The organism is Terribacillus sp. DMT04 (assembly GCF_019056395.1).
GTDB classification, from domain to species: domain Bacteria; phylum Bacillota; class Bacilli; order Bacillales; family Amphibacillaceae; genus Terribacillus; species Terribacillus aidingensis_A.
In genome coordinates, this window is record NZ_CP077639.1 from 741,286 (window position 1) to 756,872 (window position 15,587).

The 15,587-nt window shown below is 42.8% G+C and carries 15 protein-coding genes; 14 read left to right on the forward strand and 1 reads right to left on the reverse strand.

Features of this window, described 5'->3' with window-relative positions:
- Positions 1-3 precede the first annotated feature (3 nt).
- From pcrA to KS242_RS04085, 14 genes are all read left to right on the forward strand, one after another.
- Positions 4-2,223, forward strand: a complete 2,220-nt coding sequence (gene pcrA, locus KS242_RS04025) for a DNA helicase PcrA (RefSeq protein ID WP_217323128.1) — start codon at positions 4-6, stop codon at positions 2,221-2,223.
- A 15-nt stretch (positions 2,224-2,238) separates the two neighbouring features.
- Complete coding sequence (ligA, locus tag KS242_RS04030) at positions 2,239-4,245, forward strand: NAD-dependent DNA ligase LigA (RefSeq protein WP_217323129.1); 2,007 nt, start codon at positions 2,239-2,241, stop codon at positions 4,243-4,245.
- A 13-nt stretch (positions 4,246-4,258) separates the two neighbouring features.
- Positions 4,259-5,473, forward strand: coding sequence for a CamS family sex pheromone protein (locus KS242_RS04035; protein ID WP_217323130.1), 1,215 nt, complete (start codon positions 4,259-4,261; stop codon positions 5,471-5,473).
- 131 nt (positions 5,474-5,604) lie between these two features.
- On the forward strand, positions 5,605-6,951 hold the full coding sequence (locus tag KS242_RS04040; RefSeq protein WP_217323131.1) for a helix-turn-helix domain-containing protein: 1,347 nt from the start codon (positions 5,605-5,607) through the stop codon (positions 6,949-6,951).
- A 12-nt stretch (positions 6,952-6,963) separates the two neighbouring features.
- Positions 6,964-7,095, forward strand: coding sequence for a hypothetical protein (locus KS242_RS18190; RefSeq protein ID WP_256444525.1), 132 nt, complete (start codon positions 6,964-6,966; stop codon positions 7,093-7,095).
- A gap of 277 nt (positions 7,096-7,372) precedes the next feature.
- A complete protein-coding gene (gene gatC / locus KS242_RS04045) occupies positions 7,373-7,663 on the forward strand; it encodes an Asp-tRNA(Asn)/Glu-tRNA(Gln) amidotransferase subunit GatC (RefSeq protein ID WP_077304702.1) in 291 nt (96 codons plus the stop codon).
- An 11-nt stretch (positions 7,664-7,674) separates the two neighbouring features.
- On the forward strand, positions 7,675-9,141 hold the full coding sequence (gene gatA / locus KS242_RS04050; protein ID WP_217323132.1) for an Asp-tRNA(Asn)/Glu-tRNA(Gln) amidotransferase subunit GatA: 1,467 nt from the start codon (positions 7,675-7,677) through the stop codon (positions 9,139-9,141).
- On the forward strand, positions 9,138-10,568 hold the full coding sequence (gene gatB / locus KS242_RS04055) for an Asp-tRNA(Asn)/Glu-tRNA(Gln) amidotransferase subunit GatB (RefSeq protein WP_217323133.1): 1,431 nt from the start codon (positions 9,138-9,140) through the stop codon (positions 10,566-10,568). Before gatA ends, gatB begins: the two co-directional genes overlap by 4 nt.
- 120 nt (positions 10,569-10,688) lie before the next feature.
- A complete protein-coding gene (locus KS242_RS04060) occupies positions 10,689-11,387 on the forward strand; it encodes an alpha/beta fold hydrolase (protein ID WP_254391801.1) in 699 nt (232 codons plus the stop codon).
- Positions 11,388-11,439: 52 nt separating this feature from the next.
- Complete coding sequence (locus KS242_RS04065; RefSeq protein ID WP_217323134.1) at positions 11,440-11,619, forward strand: hypothetical protein; 180 nt, start codon at positions 11,440-11,442, stop codon at positions 11,617-11,619.
- Positions 11,616-11,888, forward strand: coding sequence for a hypothetical protein (locus KS242_RS04070; protein ID WP_217323135.1), 273 nt, complete (start codon positions 11,616-11,618; stop codon positions 11,886-11,888). Before KS242_RS04065 ends, KS242_RS04070 begins: the two co-directional genes overlap by 4 nt.
- 142 nt (positions 11,889-12,030) lie before the next feature.
- Positions 12,031-12,948, forward strand: a complete 918-nt coding sequence (locus tag KS242_RS04075; protein WP_217323136.1) for a diacylglycerol kinase — start codon at positions 12,031-12,033, stop codon at positions 12,946-12,948.
- Positions 12,949-13,057: 109 nt separating this feature from the next.
- Positions 13,058-14,443 (forward strand): 23S rRNA (uracil(1939)-C(5))-methyltransferase RlmD, encoded by a 1,386-nt coding sequence (rlmD, locus tag KS242_RS04080; RefSeq protein ID WP_217323137.1) that lies wholly within the window; start codon positions 13,058-13,060, stop codon positions 14,441-14,443.
- Positions 14,444-14,828: 385 nt separating this feature from the next.
- Positions 14,829-15,056, forward strand: coding sequence for a hypothetical protein (locus KS242_RS04085; protein ID WP_217323138.1), 228 nt, complete (start codon positions 14,829-14,831; stop codon positions 15,054-15,056).
- On the opposite strand, the gene KS242_RS04090 is transcribed toward KS242_RS04085, so the two are convergent.
- Complete coding sequence (locus KS242_RS04090) at positions 14,995-15,405, reverse strand: hypothetical protein (RefSeq protein ID WP_254391890.1); 411 nt, start codon at positions 15,403-15,405, stop codon at positions 14,995-14,997. The genes KS242_RS04085 and KS242_RS04090 overlap by 62 nt on opposite strands.
- Positions 15,406-15,587 lie beyond the last annotated feature (182 nt).

The window sequence follows — 15,587 nt, forward strand, 5'->3', positions numbered from 1 at the left end:
AACATGAGCCAATTGGCGAATGATTTAATAAATGGTTTAAATAAAGAGCAAGCAGAAGCTGTGCAGCATACAGAAGGACCGCTTTTAATTATGGCAGGTGCCGGAAGCGGGAAGACCCGCGTGCTGACAAACCGAATTGCTTATTTGCTTGGAGAGAAAGAAGTATCGCCGCGCAGTATATTGGCGATTACATTCACAAACAAAGCAGCTCGTGAAATGCGGGAACGTGTGCACAAATTAGTCGGAGAAGAAGGTGCTCAAATTTGGGTTTCCACTTTCCACTCCATGTGTGTGCGCATTTTACGTCGCGATATAGACAGAATAGGATACAACAGCAACTTTTCTATTTTAGATACAAGTGACCAGCTGTCTGTTATTAAGCAGGCACTAAAACGGCTTAATCTCGATCCAAAACAATATGATCCGCGTGCCATGCTAGGCGCTATCAGTTCATCAAAAAACGAATTGATTACACCGGAAGAGTACCTCAAAGAAGCTGGTAGCTTGTATGAAAAGAAAGTGGCCGAAGTATTTGATTTGTACCAGAAAACACTGCGCCGCAACCAGTCACTCGATTTTGATGACTTGATCATGCAAACAATCCAGCTGTTCGACCGCGTACCGGAAGTATTGCAATACTACCAGCGCCGTTTCCAATACATTCATGTGGATGAGTACCAAGATACCAACCACGCGCAGTATCGCCTGGTAAATCAGCTGGCATCTCGTTATAAAAACCTTTGTGTAGTAGGAGACTCCGACCAATCGATTTATCGCTGGCGCGGAGCTGATATTGCGAATATCCTCTCCTTTGAAAAGGATTATCCAAATGCAAAGGTCGTTATGCTCGAACAAAATTACCGCTCGACGAAGACGATTCTTGATGCAGCCAACAAAGTAATTGGCAACAATACAGGACGAAAGCCGAAAAATTTGTGGACGGATAACATGGATGGTTCTAAGCTGCGTTATTACGAAGCAGCGACAGAGCGAGACGAAGCTTTATATGTAACAGAGAAGATTGAAGAGATGGTTATTACCGAAAAGAAAAAACATTATCGCGATATTGCAATTTTGTACCGCACAAATGCCCAATCTCGTTCTATTGAGGAAACGTTTGTAAAAGCAGGCGTTCCGTATCAAATGATAGGCGGCACGAAGTTCTATGACCGCAAAGAAATCAAAGATATGCTCGCTTATCTTCGCTTAATTGCCAACCCAGATGATGACATCAGCTTTGAGCGTGTCGTTAACGAACCAAAACGCGGTATTGGCAAAACTTCTATCGAGAAATTGCAAGCTTATGCAAATATGCATGAGATATCTTTATTCGATACATTAAAAGAAGTCGATTTCACTGGTGTCAGTGCAAAAGCTGCCAATGCATTAAGTGAATTCGGAACGATGATTAGCAACTGGACGAAGCAAGTTGAATTTTTAACAGCGACAGATATGGTGCAGCAAGTGCTGGAGGGATCCGGCTATGAAGACATGCTGCGCGCGGAGAAAAGCATCGAATCACAAAGTCGGCTGGAGAACTTAGAAGAGTTCAAGACAGTAACGAAAAACTTTGAGCAAACGAGTGAGGACAAGTCATTGATTGCCTTCCTGACTGACCTTGCCTTAATTGCAGATATTGATTCGATGGATGAAGATCCAGCCAGCGACGACAAAGTCATCTTAATGACATTGCATGGTGCAAAAGGACTGGAGTTTCCAGTTGTGTTTCTTATCGGCATGGAAGAGAATGTCTTCCCGCACAGCCGGTCACAAATGGACGAAACAGAGATGGAGGAAGAGCGCCGTCTTGCGTATGTTGGAATTACCCGCGCAGAAGAAGAGCTCTATCTGACTCGTGCAAAGATGCGGACATTGTTTGGCCGAACAAACATGAACGCTGTCAGCCGCTTTATTAGTGAGATTCCAAGTGAACTGCTGGAAGGGATGCAGGAAACCAAACAAAATCCATTTGGCCAAAGCAGCAGACAAGCGGCAGCTCAAAAGCAAGCTCCTAAGCGTGTTGTACGCAAGCCAAAGCCAAAATCAGGTGCCGATGCTCTTGGATGGGGGCTTGGTGATAAGGCTGTTCATAAGAAATGGGGAGAAGGAACAGTCGTAAAAGTGAACGGTGAAGGAGAAGCGATGGAGCTTGATATTGCTTTCCCGGCACCAGTTGGAATTAAGCGGCTGCTCGCGACATTCGCACCGATTACAAAAGCTTAACTGAGGTGGCACAGCATGAAAAAAGAAGAAGTAATGCAAGAGCTTGCTGATTTGCGCAAAAAGCTCAATCAATATAATTATGATTATCATGTGCTTGATAATCCGCAAGTGTCTGATTATGAATATGATCAGACACTAAAGCGGCTTTTAGACATAGAAGCAGAATTTCCTGACCTAGTTACGAGTGATTCGCCTTCCCAACGTGTAGGCGGGGCACCGCTTGAAGGTTTTCAGAAGGTGGAGCACCGCGTCCCGATGCTTTCGCTTGGCAATGCCTTTAATGAAGAGGATCTGCGAAGCTTTGACAAGCGAGTCAGAAATGGGCTGGAGACGGAGGAGTATTCGTATATATGCGAATTGAAAATTGACGGTCTTGCTGTATCTCTGCGCTATGAGAATGGTGAATTTGTTCAAGGCGCGACTCGCGGAGACGGAACGACAGGTGAAGACATTACCCAAAATCTGCGGACAATCCGCAGCATTCCGCTTCGAATTGATTTAGAGGAAGCAATCGAAGTGCGCGGCGAAGCTTTTATGCCGCAAAAATCATTTGCTGCTCTAAATGCACAAAAGGAAGAAAACGGCGAAGCGCCGTTTGCAAATCCGCGTAATGCAGCGGCTGGTTCTCTACGTCAGCTAGATCCGAAAATTGCTGCCAGCCGTAACTTAGATGTCTTCTTGTATGGTTCTGGTCAATGGGAGACAAACAATTTGGATTCCCATAGCGGTCTGCTTGATTATTTGGAACAGCAAGGCTTTAAGACAAATAAAGAACGCCGCCGCTGCGAAAAGATCGAAGAAGTGCTAGCTTTCGTGGAAGAGTGGAGCGCGAAACGTGCTGATCTTCGCTACGAGATTGATGGCATTGTTATCAAAGTGGACAAGCGTGAGCAGCAAGATGAACTTGGCTTTACAGCACGAACACCACGCTGGGCAATTGCATATAAATTTCCAGCCGAGGAAGTGACAACCAAGCTGTATGATATCGAGCTGAACGTCGGACGTACTGGCGTTATTACACCAACAGCGCTGCTGGAGCCGGTCCGAGTAGCGGGCACAACTGTGCAGCGCGCTACGTTGCATAACGAAGATCTTATTCGCGAGAAAGATATTCGTATTGGCGATACAGTTGTCATCAAAAAAGCTGGCGACATTATTCCGGAAGTTGTCCGTGTCGTAACCGATGCTCGCACTGGAGATGAGCAGGAATTTCATATGCCAGCGCATTGTCCGGAATGCGGCAGTGAAACGGTCCGCTTGGAAGATGAAGTTGCGCTGCGCTGTATCAATCCAAGCTGTCCGGCACAGCTTGTAGAAGGATTGATTCACTTCGTTTCCCGAAATGCCATGAATATCGATGGCTTAGGTGAAAAAGTCATTATGCAGCTGTACAAAGCTGCATTGGTGCACACGATTGATGACTTGTACAAATTACAGCGAGACAAGCTGCTCGATCTGGAGCGCATGGGCGAGAAGTCTGCGGATAATATGCTGCAATCCATTGAAGCATCCAAAGAAAATTCACTGGAGCGTCTATTGTTTGGATTGGGTATCCGTTTTGTTGGATCCAAGGCAGCTAAAACATTAGCACAAGCTTTTGAAACAATCGACAGACTGCAGCAGGCAACCGTGGAAGAGCTTGTTGCAATTGATGAGATTGGCGAAAAAATGGCCGATTCTATTTATCAGCATTTCCAAGAGGATAAAGTAATCCAATTGATTGAAGAGCTGAAAACAGTCGGCGTAAATATGACGTACAAAGGCATCAAGCCGCAAGAAGTAACAGCTGATAGTGTATTTACTGGAAAGACGATTGTACTGACTGGTAAAATGGAGGCTCTCTCACGCCCGCAAGCGAAAGAGAAAATCGAAGCGCTGGGCGGTATTGTCACAGGCAGTGTAAGCAAGAAGACAGATTTATTGATTGCCGGTGAAGATGCTGGATCAAAATATGATAAAGCAGAGAAGCTCGGGATAGAGATATGGGATGAAGCACGTTTGATCGAAGCGTTACAGGAATAGAGAGGAGAAACACATGAAAAAAATAGCAGGTGTTCTTGGTATAGGAGCACTCTTTTTGCTGGCAAGCTGCGGCCCGGTAGGCAACGGTGAAGAAGAAGTGAAGCAGGAAACAGCAGACGGCGGGGAAAAAACGTCGGTTGTTTCCAGCTATAATTATTCAGATGAAGAATACAAAGTGCTGCTTCCGTATGAAAAAAGCAAAGCTAAAGGTGTTGTGAATTACGAAACGAGTGCAGCACGTGGCGTAATCATCAATCAGATTGCCAACCGATTGGATATTAGTGAAGTCGAGGAAGGACTGCGTAATCATTCCAAGGATGTATTTAGTCCGGATGATTATTATTTCCGTGAAGGGCAAATGCTCAGCAGCGACATCCTGTACAGCTGGCTGAGCCGTTATGCAAAAGCACAAAAAGATGATAAAGGAAAAATCTCTGAAGAAGAAGAAGCAAAAGAACTTGGTCTGAATCCGGAGCTGAATGAAGAAGAAGCTTCAGTAGAAGATTTTCGTAATAACCCGAAATATCTATCTCACATTCTCGAGCAGGATTATATGACAGAGGATGACAACGGCGACATTAAGCTAGGCGGAGTTTCCATTGCGCTTGCGATGAAGTCGGAATACCAATTCACAACAGGCGGTAAAGGTCCTTACCGTGAAGAAATTTCACAAGATGAAATGTTATCGCAAGCCAATGAAATGGCAAAGAAAATTGTGGAAAGAATGCGTGAAGAAGAAGGACTTGGACAAGTGCCAATTCATATTGCTATCTACCGTGAAGCCAAGAAAGAATCTGTTGTACCAGGTAACTTCGTTGCAGAAACGACAGTGGAAAAAGGCAGCAGTTCAGTAGGAGATTGGAAGAAGATTAAGGAAGATAATGTTTTATTCCCATCTGATGAGGCGGAAGAAAACTATCCTGATGAGAGCCAATACATTACCGCTTTTGAAACAAAAGTAGCAAGCTTCTTCCCGAACTATACAGGCATGGTCGGCAGAGGTTTTTACCAGGATGGCGAGCTGAAAAAGCTGATAATTGACATACCAATTCAATTTGAAGGAAATGCCGAAGTCGTTGCATTTTCGCAGTATGCATACGGACAGATTATGGATATCTTTCCAAACTATTATGATTTGGAAATGAACATCACATCCAATGATCAAACCGAAGCGCTCATCACAAGAGAACACGATACAAAAGAACCAAAAGTTTATATTCTTAATTAAAGCAGCCAATATTAAAAGACAAAATCATACAATAGTAGACAAGACCAGGAAAGTATCCCCTGAAAATAGGTAGAGAAGCATACGCTTTAATCCCTACTTTCCCAATATACGATAGACTGGGATGTGTTAAAATGGAAACAGGAACACATTCCAGCAATGGTCTTGGGCACAAGCTCTTACGCAGAAAGAAAAAAATGTTTCGAGGTGTAGCCCAAATGGAAATAGGCCCTTTAATTAAACTACATAGAATCAAGCAAAATATGACACAAGAAGACCTTGCAGCGGGCATTGTTTCAGAATCCTATCTGTCCAAAATCGAAAACCAAAAAACCGACGCCAGCCCCGAAGTCATCAGCCTCCTCTGTGAACGACTCGGTATCCAGCTGAACGCAGAGAATGAAGATATGATTAAGGAGAAGGCAGAGGAATGGTACAGCATGCTGTACGAGGTACACAACGCCGACGAAAGAAGACAGCGATTCGAGGAACTTGAAGTTCTGTTTAAAGCAAATAATTCCGACCATGAAATGTTGTTCGAGATTCAGAAGATCAGGTTTTATTTGGTGGAAGGCAGAGTTGAGGAAGCAAAGGAACAGATTGAGCGTTTGGATCAAGTTCAAAACTCTTTCACTTCATTACAAGCTTTTTACTGGAACAAGTTTGTTGGTAACTATTATCATATGGAATTGGCTGAATTCACCAAGGCGCTTAAACTCTATCAAGAAGCAGAGTCTATTATGGACAAATTAGATTTATTAGATGATGAGAAGGCAGACCTTTTATATGTAATTAGTATCTTACACAGTAAATTGGTGAATGATCTCAGCGCTTTAGAGTATGCAAACAGAGCATTAGCTATCTTTAGAAATAGTTATAAATTTGTACGTTGTGCACAGTGCCATATAATATTGGGGATTTCTTACAGAAGATTGCATATGCTTGAAGAAGCAATCAAGCAGTACAATTTAGCAAAGCACTTGGGTGATATAACAGATAGTAATGATGTTATACAACTTACAAATCATAATCTAGGATATTTGCATTCTCGAGCGGGGAATTCTACTGAGGCTATTGAATTTTACAAGACAGCTTTTAATCTAGAGAATGTACCATTAAACTATAAACTTACTACCGTAACTTCTCTCATACGGGAATATATTCTTATAAAAGACTATGTGTCGGCTGAAACTTATATAGTTAAAGCAGAGCAAATTATGGATAATTTTTCAATAGGGAGTAAGCTATCAGAGTTGGAAATAAGTGTATTTAAGGCAGTGTTAAGTCAAGATTATGCGCTTTATGAAGACCTGGTTACAAATCAGTTAATACCATATTTGCTGGATCAAGAGAATAAAGTTTATACAATTATTTATTCAAATATGATTGCAGCTCATTATGAGGATATAAAGAAATATAAGAATTCTGCACACTATTATAAATTAGCAAGTAAATCTTATGAAGGCTTGCTAAAAATCTAAGGAGGAAATTAAATGAAGAAATTAGTTATGGGTATTGTTGCTGTAGTTGTAATTGGGGCAGGTGTATTCTTCTCTTCCTCTAACGAGATTGATACTGCTGATAATCAGCCGAGTGCATACACTATCATAAATCTACCATTCTAAAAATGTAGCCTTTTGGCTGCATTTTTTCTTTTTCCTAGAAGGAGATTCCAAACCTTCACCGAATATATACAACATGTACTATTTCCCTTAAGTAAGACCCTCAATTGCTCGCTTTATTCTCGAATAAGGCGGGCTTTTTCTTTTTGTGGTGCTGGACTTCGTTTGTTGATTAAAACGTGCTAAAATAGTTATATGTTATAGTCTGGTTGCTTTACGGCAGCTCCTTTTGCTATGATCATTTTTATATACATGTATGGTGAATTCCGGAGGTGACAGTATGTCAGAGATTACGAAAGAACAGGTTTTGCATGTTGCGCATTTGGCGCGTCTTGCCATTACTGATGAAGAAGCAGAGAAAATGACGAAGGAACTCGATGCGATTATTGGGTATGCTGAGCTTTTGAATGAGCTTGATACGGATAACGTGGAGCCTACGACACACGTGCTTGATTTGAAGAACGTTATGCGTGAGGATGAACCGCGTAAATGGATCGACCGGGAGGATGCATTGAAGAATGCACCGGATGAGAAGAATGGCCAGTTCCGTGTGCCGTCGATTTTGGACTAAGGAGGAAGATTATGTCTTTGTTTGATTATACATTGAAAGAATTACAAGAGAAGCTACATAACAAAGAGATCACGGTTACGGATCTCGTCGATGCTTCCTATGATCGTATTAAGGAAGTGGATGATGAAGTAAAAGCTTTCTTGACACTTGATGAAGAAAAGGCGCGTGCTCATGCGAAGGAATTGGACGAGCAGGGCGGCGACAATCCGCTATTCGGTATCCCGATTGGTATTAAAGATAATATCGTAACGAAAGGTCTTCGTACTACTTGTGCGAGTAAGTTTTTGGATAACTTCACAGACCCGCTTTACGATGCAACAGTTGTTTCTAAGCTAAAAGAGAAAAACACGGTAACGATTGGTAAGCTGAACATGGATGAATTCGCGATGGGTTCTTCGAATGAGAACTCTGCTTATTTCACAACACGCAACCCATGGAATACAGATTATGTACCAGGCGGATCCAGTGGTGCATCTGCTGCAGCTGTAGCAGCAGGAGAGGTTTTCTTCTCCCTAGGTTCTGATACAGGCGGTTCTATTCGTGAACCAGCAGCATTCTGCGGCGTTGTCGGCTTGAAGCCTACATATGGTCTTGTTTCCCGTTTCGGTTTAGTTGCATTTGCATCTTCTCTTGACCAAATCGGACCGATGACACGTACAGTAGAAGATAATGCACACTTGCTTCAAGCAATCGTAGGTCATGACGAAATGGACACGACAAGTGCTGATGTGGAAATTCCCAATTACACAGAAGCATTGAAGCAAGATGTGAAAGGTCTTCGCATCGCGGTTCCTTCTGAATACCTTGGTGAAGGTGTATCCGATGAAGTACGTGAATCCATCAAAGCTGCATTAAAAGTGTATGAAGACTTGGGCGCAACTTGGGAAGAAGTTTCCTTGCCGCACTCTCGTTACGCAGTAGCAGCATACTACTTGCTGTCTTCTTCAGAAGCATCGGCAAACCTTGCACGCTTTGACGGTGTACGTTATGGCGTACGTTCTACACAAGCTGAGAACATGGTGGATGTGTTCAAATATTCCCGTCGTGATGGATTCGGTGAGGAAGTAAAACGCCGTATCATGCTTGGTACATTTGCACTTAGCTCTGGTTACTACGATGCATATTATAAGAAAGCTCAAAAAGCTCGTACATTGATTAAAAATGACTTCGATAAAGTGTTCGAAGACTATGACGTCATCGTTGGACCAACTACACCAACTCCTGCTTTCAAAGTGGGCGAAAAAGTGGAAGATCCATTGACAATGTATGCAACTGATATCCTGACTATCCCTGTAAACCTTGCAGGTGTTCCAGGAATCTCCCTGCCATGCGGATTCTCAAGTGAAGGGCTGCCGATTGGCTTGCAAATCATCGGTAAGCATTTTGATGAGGCGACGATCTACCGTGCTGCTCATGCGTTCGAGCAAGCGACAGATCACCATAAACAGAAACCGGCATTGGGAGGCGTAAAAGGATGAATTTCGAAACTATTATCGGACTCGAAGTACACGTAGAGCTGAAGACAAAATCTAAAATCTTCAGCCCGAGCCCAAATGCATTCGGTGCCGAACCAAATGAAAACACAAACCCAATCGATCTTGGGTACCCAGGTGTGCTTCCAGTTTTAAATAAAGAAGCAGTCAACTTTGCGATGAAAGCTGCGATGGCACTGAACTGTGAAATTGCAACACATACTAAATTTGACCGAAAAAACTACTTCTATCCAGATAACCCGAAAGCCTATCAAATCTCACAATTTGATCAGCCAATCGGTGAAAACGGCTGGATTGAAATTGAAGTAGACGGTTATACAAAGAAAATCGGTATAACACGTATCCACATGGAAGAAGATGCTGGTAAACTGTCGCACACAGGCGATGGCTATTCTCTTGTTGATTACAACCGTCAAGGTACGCCTCTAATTGAGATCGTATCAGAGCCAGACCTTCGTACACCTGCAGAAGCATACGCGTACTTGGAGAAGCTTCGCAACATTATCCAGTACACGGGCGTTTCTGATGTGAAGATGGAAGAAGGTTCCTTGCGCTGTGATGCCAATATTTCACTTCGTCCAATTGGACAAGAGAAATTCGGTACAAAAGCAGAGCTGAAGAACTTAAACAGCTTCACATTCGTTCAAAAAGGGCTTGAATTCGAAGAAAAACGCCAGCAGAAAGTATTGCTTGCCGGCGGTGAAATCCTTCAAGAAACACGCCGTTACGATGAGTCCACAAAAGAGACGATTTTAATGCGTATTAAAGAAGGCGCTGACGATTACCGTTACTTCCCAGAACCAGACCTTGTGCCATTGTACATCGACGACGCTTGGAAAGAGCGCATTCGCGCATCAATTCCTGAGCTTCCGGATGCTCGTAAAGAACGCTATATAAATGAGCTTGGCTTGCCAGCATATGATGCAATGGTATTGACGCTTAGCGTACAAATGTCCGACTTCTTCGAGGCAACCTTGAAAGCTGGTGCGGATGCAAAAGGAGCTTCCAACTGGCTAATGGGTGAGGTTTCTGCTTACTTGAACAAACAGCAGAAAGACCTTGCTGAAGTCGCTTTGACACCAGAAGGACTTGCCAAGATGATTACTTTGATTGAAGATGGCACGCTTTCTTCTAAGATGGCGAAGAAAGTATTCGCTGAACTTATCGAAAATGGTGGCGATCCAGAACAGATCATCAAAGATAAAGGACTTGTTCAAATCTCTGATGAAGGACAGCTGACCGAAATCATCACAGCAATCCTTGACCAGAACGAACAATCTATTATTGACTTCAAGAACGGGAAAGACCGTGCCCTCGGCTTCCTAGTTGGTCAAGTTATGAAACAGACAAAAGGCCAAGCCAACCCACCGATGGTAAACAAAATCCTCGTTGCGGAAATGAATAAACGCTAAAAATGAAGATCCTGTCTTGTGACAGGGTCTTTTTTTGTATAGAAGGTTTTTATACATTCTGCTTGCCGCTTTGATATTTGATAGACTAGAAGCAGAGTGAAATGGAACAGGGGGATTAACATGAGGAAAAGAGAGAAAGCACAACTCCCTTATCACATGTATAATGGTTCGGACACAGAAGCACCGATTCTTTTTATTTATCACGGCTGGGGAGGAAGTACAGCTGGCTATGATGACCTGGCTCTAGAGTTGCAGGAAGAAGGGTATACAGTAGTCTTACCGGATATTATTCACCATGACAGCAGAAATCCGATAGCTAATCATTTTGATGGCAAATCACGACAGCAATTGTTTTGGAGCACAGTGTTCCAAACAATCGATGAATTCGAAAGCCTAATAGCTGACTTACATATGGCTAAGAAACACATACTCGTCATAGGCAGCTCTATGGGCGGCTTTATCGCCAGTGGCATCTTCGCTAGGTATGAAGAAATACAAGGTTTGGTGAATGTGAATGGATCAGGTGCTTTTACCCTATTAGAAGAATTATTTCGACAGGAAGATGGAAGAGGCGCCTTAACAGAAGAAGAGATAGAGCGATTAAAAGATTATGATCCTGTAGAGCGGAAGTACAGCGGAGCACCAGTCTTGCTTATGCACGGTGACAAGGACACAATCATAAATGTGGAAGGTCAGTATGCGTATGCTGCTCATTGTAATAGCTCGAAGGTTATATTTGAAATTTATAAGGATGTGAATCATCAGTTTACAGCTGATATGGTTGAAGGTCTGAAGAGTTGGCTGAATGCGCAATTTTAGAGGGATCGAGCAGGAAAAGAATAAGATATCAATTTAGAAACGGGGAATACAAATGAAACCATACATACTCGATCAGCTCGAAGCTTCCTATAACAAAACTACTTGGTTTGTGCCGTTAAAAATAGCAATCGAGGGACTGTCGGCAGAGCAAGCGGCGTGGATACAGGCAGAAGAGACGAATTCCATTCACGACATTATCAGCATTTGCTTTTCTACAAAGCTGATTATTTGAAGCAGTTTACAGATAGTAAGGAGAGAACAGAGGTTACCGAAATTCAGCAAACATTTGCGGGAGAAGAAAGCTGGGAGAAAACGGTACAGCAGCTATTTGTCATCATGGATAGCTGGCTTCAGGCAGTAGAGGAAGCGGATGAAGAAAAGCTCCAGACATGGGCAAAAGAGATAGCTCATATTTGCCAGCATATCACGTATCATACAGGTCAAATCGTTCATATTCGCAAAGTGCAGGGATCTTGGCGAAAAGAGCAGGGAATTTCCTGAAAACGGATTAAATAGAGCTTGTATTTCCTATACTGTGTGTAGACAGGCTTCCTGCGGTGGCAAAGACCTTTTCAAAATAGGAAAAAAAAGCTATGATAGAGCATGGACAATGTGAACGTAAGGTTTGGTAGGAGGCAATACGATGAAACGCGCTCGGATCATTTATAATCCAACTTCAGGTAAAGAAGCGTTCAGACGGGAGCTCCCGGATGTACTTGAAATCTTTGAAAAAGCAGGCTATGAAACGTCCGCACACGCGACCACCTGTGAAGGCGACGCAAAGGAAGCAGCACGCTTGGCAGTAGAGCGAGGCTACGAGCTTGTCGTGGCATGCGGCGGAGACGGTACGGTGAATGAAGTCGTCTCTGGTTTAGCTGAACAGCCAAACCGCCCGAAACTAGGCATTATTCCGGTCGGAACGACGAATGACTTGGCTCGTGCATTAAATATTCCCCGCAATATCAAACGAGCAGCGGAGATTATAGTAGAAGGCAAGACACGCAAACTTGATATTGGGAAAGTAAACGACCAGTACTTTATGAATATTGCTGGAGGCGGAAAGCTGACAGAGCTTACTTATGACGTGCCCAGCAAAACAAAGACGATGCTCGGTCAGATGGCATATTACCTGAAAGGTATTGAGATGTTGCCATCACTTCGCCCAATCAAGGTGGAAATTGAGTATGACGGCAAATGGTTTGAAGATGAGATCATGCTCTTCCTCGTATCCAATACAAACTCTGTCGGCGGCTTCGAAAAACTAGCTCCAGATGCTTTGCTGGACGATGGTTTGTTCGATTTGGTTATTTTACGGAAGACAAATATTGCAGAATTCATTCGTGTTGTTTCCTTAGCCATTCGAGGAGCACACTTGGATCATGATCTGATCTTCTATACAAGAGCTAACCGGATTAAAGTAAAACCAGCTGATAAGATGCAGCTGAATATTGACGGCGAATACGGCGGCTCACTGCCAGGTGAATTCGTCAATCTGCATCAGCACATTGAATACTTCGTAACAGATGAATTCATAAAGAAACAAGATAGCTTGCAAAAATAAGCTGTCTTGTTTCTTTTTTCGACATATTTCCCGGGCAATAGACCTGTATTTCGGATTTTAGTCACAATGTGATACACTCATGAAAGCAAACACAAAAAGGACGATGAAAATGGCAAAAACGACGCCACCAGTTGAAAAGAATCAGACAATTGAGCTCACTTTCGAAGATCTTACCCATGACGGGGACGGTGTAGGAAAAGTAAACGGCTATCCATTGTTTGTTCCATATGCGCTGCCAGGTGAGACAGCGCAAGTAAAAGTAATTAAAACGAAAAAGAACTTCGGATTTGGTAAGCTGCTTGAAGTAACCAAGCCAAGTGAACATCGAGTAGAACCGCCATGTGATGTGTACATCCAATGCGGCGGCTGTCAGCTGCAGCATATGAGCTATACGATGCAGCTGGACATGAAGCAAAGACAAGTGAAGAACGCAATGAAGAAAATTGGCCATTTAGAGCATGTACCTGTACACCCATCTCTTGGCATGGATGATCCGTGGCGCTATCGTAACAAAATTCAAATCCCAGCAGCCGAACGCAATGGAGAGATGATTACCGGTTTCTATCGTAAACGAAGCCACGATATCATTGATGACATGGAAACTTGCGTTATACAAGACGAGGTCAATGACCGCATGGTCGAAGCAGTTCGTCGTATTGCCAGCCGTCTTGGCATTCCGGCTTATAACGAAGAGCAGCACCGCGGCGTGTTACGTCACATCATGGTCCGTACTGGCCAACAGACAAATGAAACGATGATTGTGCTCGTTACACGTACCAATGAACTGCCATATGCGAAAGAGCTTGTAGCCGAGCTGCATGAAACGTACCCGCATATCAAATCAATCGTGCAAAATATCAACAAAGAACGCACAAACGTCATACTTGGCCGGAAGACAAAGCTTCTATGGGGAGAAGAGTACATCTACGATACAATCGGAGATATCAAATTCGCCATCTCAGCGCAGTCCTTCTATCAAGTGAACCCAGCCCAAACAAAGGTGCTGTATGACCAAGCATTAAAATACGCAAACTTAAGCGGTAATGAAACAGTCATCGACGCTTACTCTGGTATTGGAACTATCTCTTTGTTCCTAGCACAAAAAGCCAAAAAAGTTTACGGAGTCGAAATCGTACCGCAAGCAGTATCTGACGCTAAAATGAACGCCAAGCTGAACTACATGGACAACGCTGAATTCTACGTCGGCAAAGCCGAAGAAGTAATGCCATGGTGGAAAGCACAAGGCCTCAACCCAGATGTTATCGTCGTTGATCCCCCACGCAAAGGCTGCGACGAAGAACTGCTGCAAGCCATGATCGATATGAAACCAAAACGCATCGTCTACGTAAGCTGCAACCCAAGCACACTAGCCCGTGACCTGCGCTTCCTAGAAGACGGCGGATTCGAGACAAAACAAGTACAGCCAGTCGACATGTTCCCACAGACGGGGCATATTGAATGTGTGGCGGAGATTGAGTTGAAGGTGTCTAACTAATTTAAACATTTCCCAGTAAAAATAAACTTTTCCTAATAAGACCTGGATTTCGGTAAAATAAACAATTCCGATTTCCGGGTCTTTTTCATGCGAAGCCCTGTCCTTCTAGGATTTTCTTGATATTCTCATCCTTCTTTTATCGGAGATCTTTATTTTAACTCGAACGTTCGAATGCGGTAGCGGTCTTATTTAGAAAATGCTTATTATTGTTGTACAGAAGACGTCTAACTAAAATTCTCCAGTAAAAATAGACTTTTCCTTATAGGACCTGGATTTAGGTAGAATAAACAATTCCGATTTCCAGGTCTTTATCATGCGCAGCCCATGTCCTTCCAGGCTTTTCTCGATTTTCTGTACCTTCTTTTATCGGAGATATTTATTTTAATTGAGGAAAAAAGATGAAAAATTGCTGGAGCTGTTTTGCGGTGTCGGAACATTCTCCTTGCCATTTGTTAGCAGAGTGGAAAAGCTTGCCGGTATTGAGATTGTTGAAAATTCCATAGAATCGGCACTGAACTCCTTAGAAAAAGAGCCTTTGGGCTCTTTTCTCGTTACCGACTGTACTTGCTTTGGAAATCCAATAAAGATTGACAGATCAAATCTTGGATTTTGAATTGAGGGTAATATTCCTCGCAGAATATCTTGAATTCATCATATAGCTCTTTGTTCATTTTGAGGCTTTTGTTTTCATACTTAGCTTCCTTACTGTAAATCCTTTCATCTAGCACCAATAATCTATTAGATTGGTACAATTGGACCAAACTTTTTAAAGCATCACAGTGTTCCGTTAGAAAGGATAGTTCGTCTGATTTGTCCTTCTGATCTGCTTTAATACGTTCGTCTTCTGACTTCACGAATGGGTAATACTGCTTGTCCGACTGATGATAAAAATAATCACCAACTCTCATTTCTTTTGTGAAAGTGCTGTATGGGATACCGACGATTTCGGCTACTTTCTTCAAGTCATACTTTTTTTAGTTGATTTACCTCTTTGACTCGAATAGATGGTTTCATTGTAAAGAATATGTCTTTGTTCATAGGCACACCCCCTTTCTTTTTGTGAAGTTATAGTATTATAGAAAGAAAGAGATTCTTTTATTCCATATGAGAAGGAAATGCATTAAAAAAACTGAGAGAGAATTTG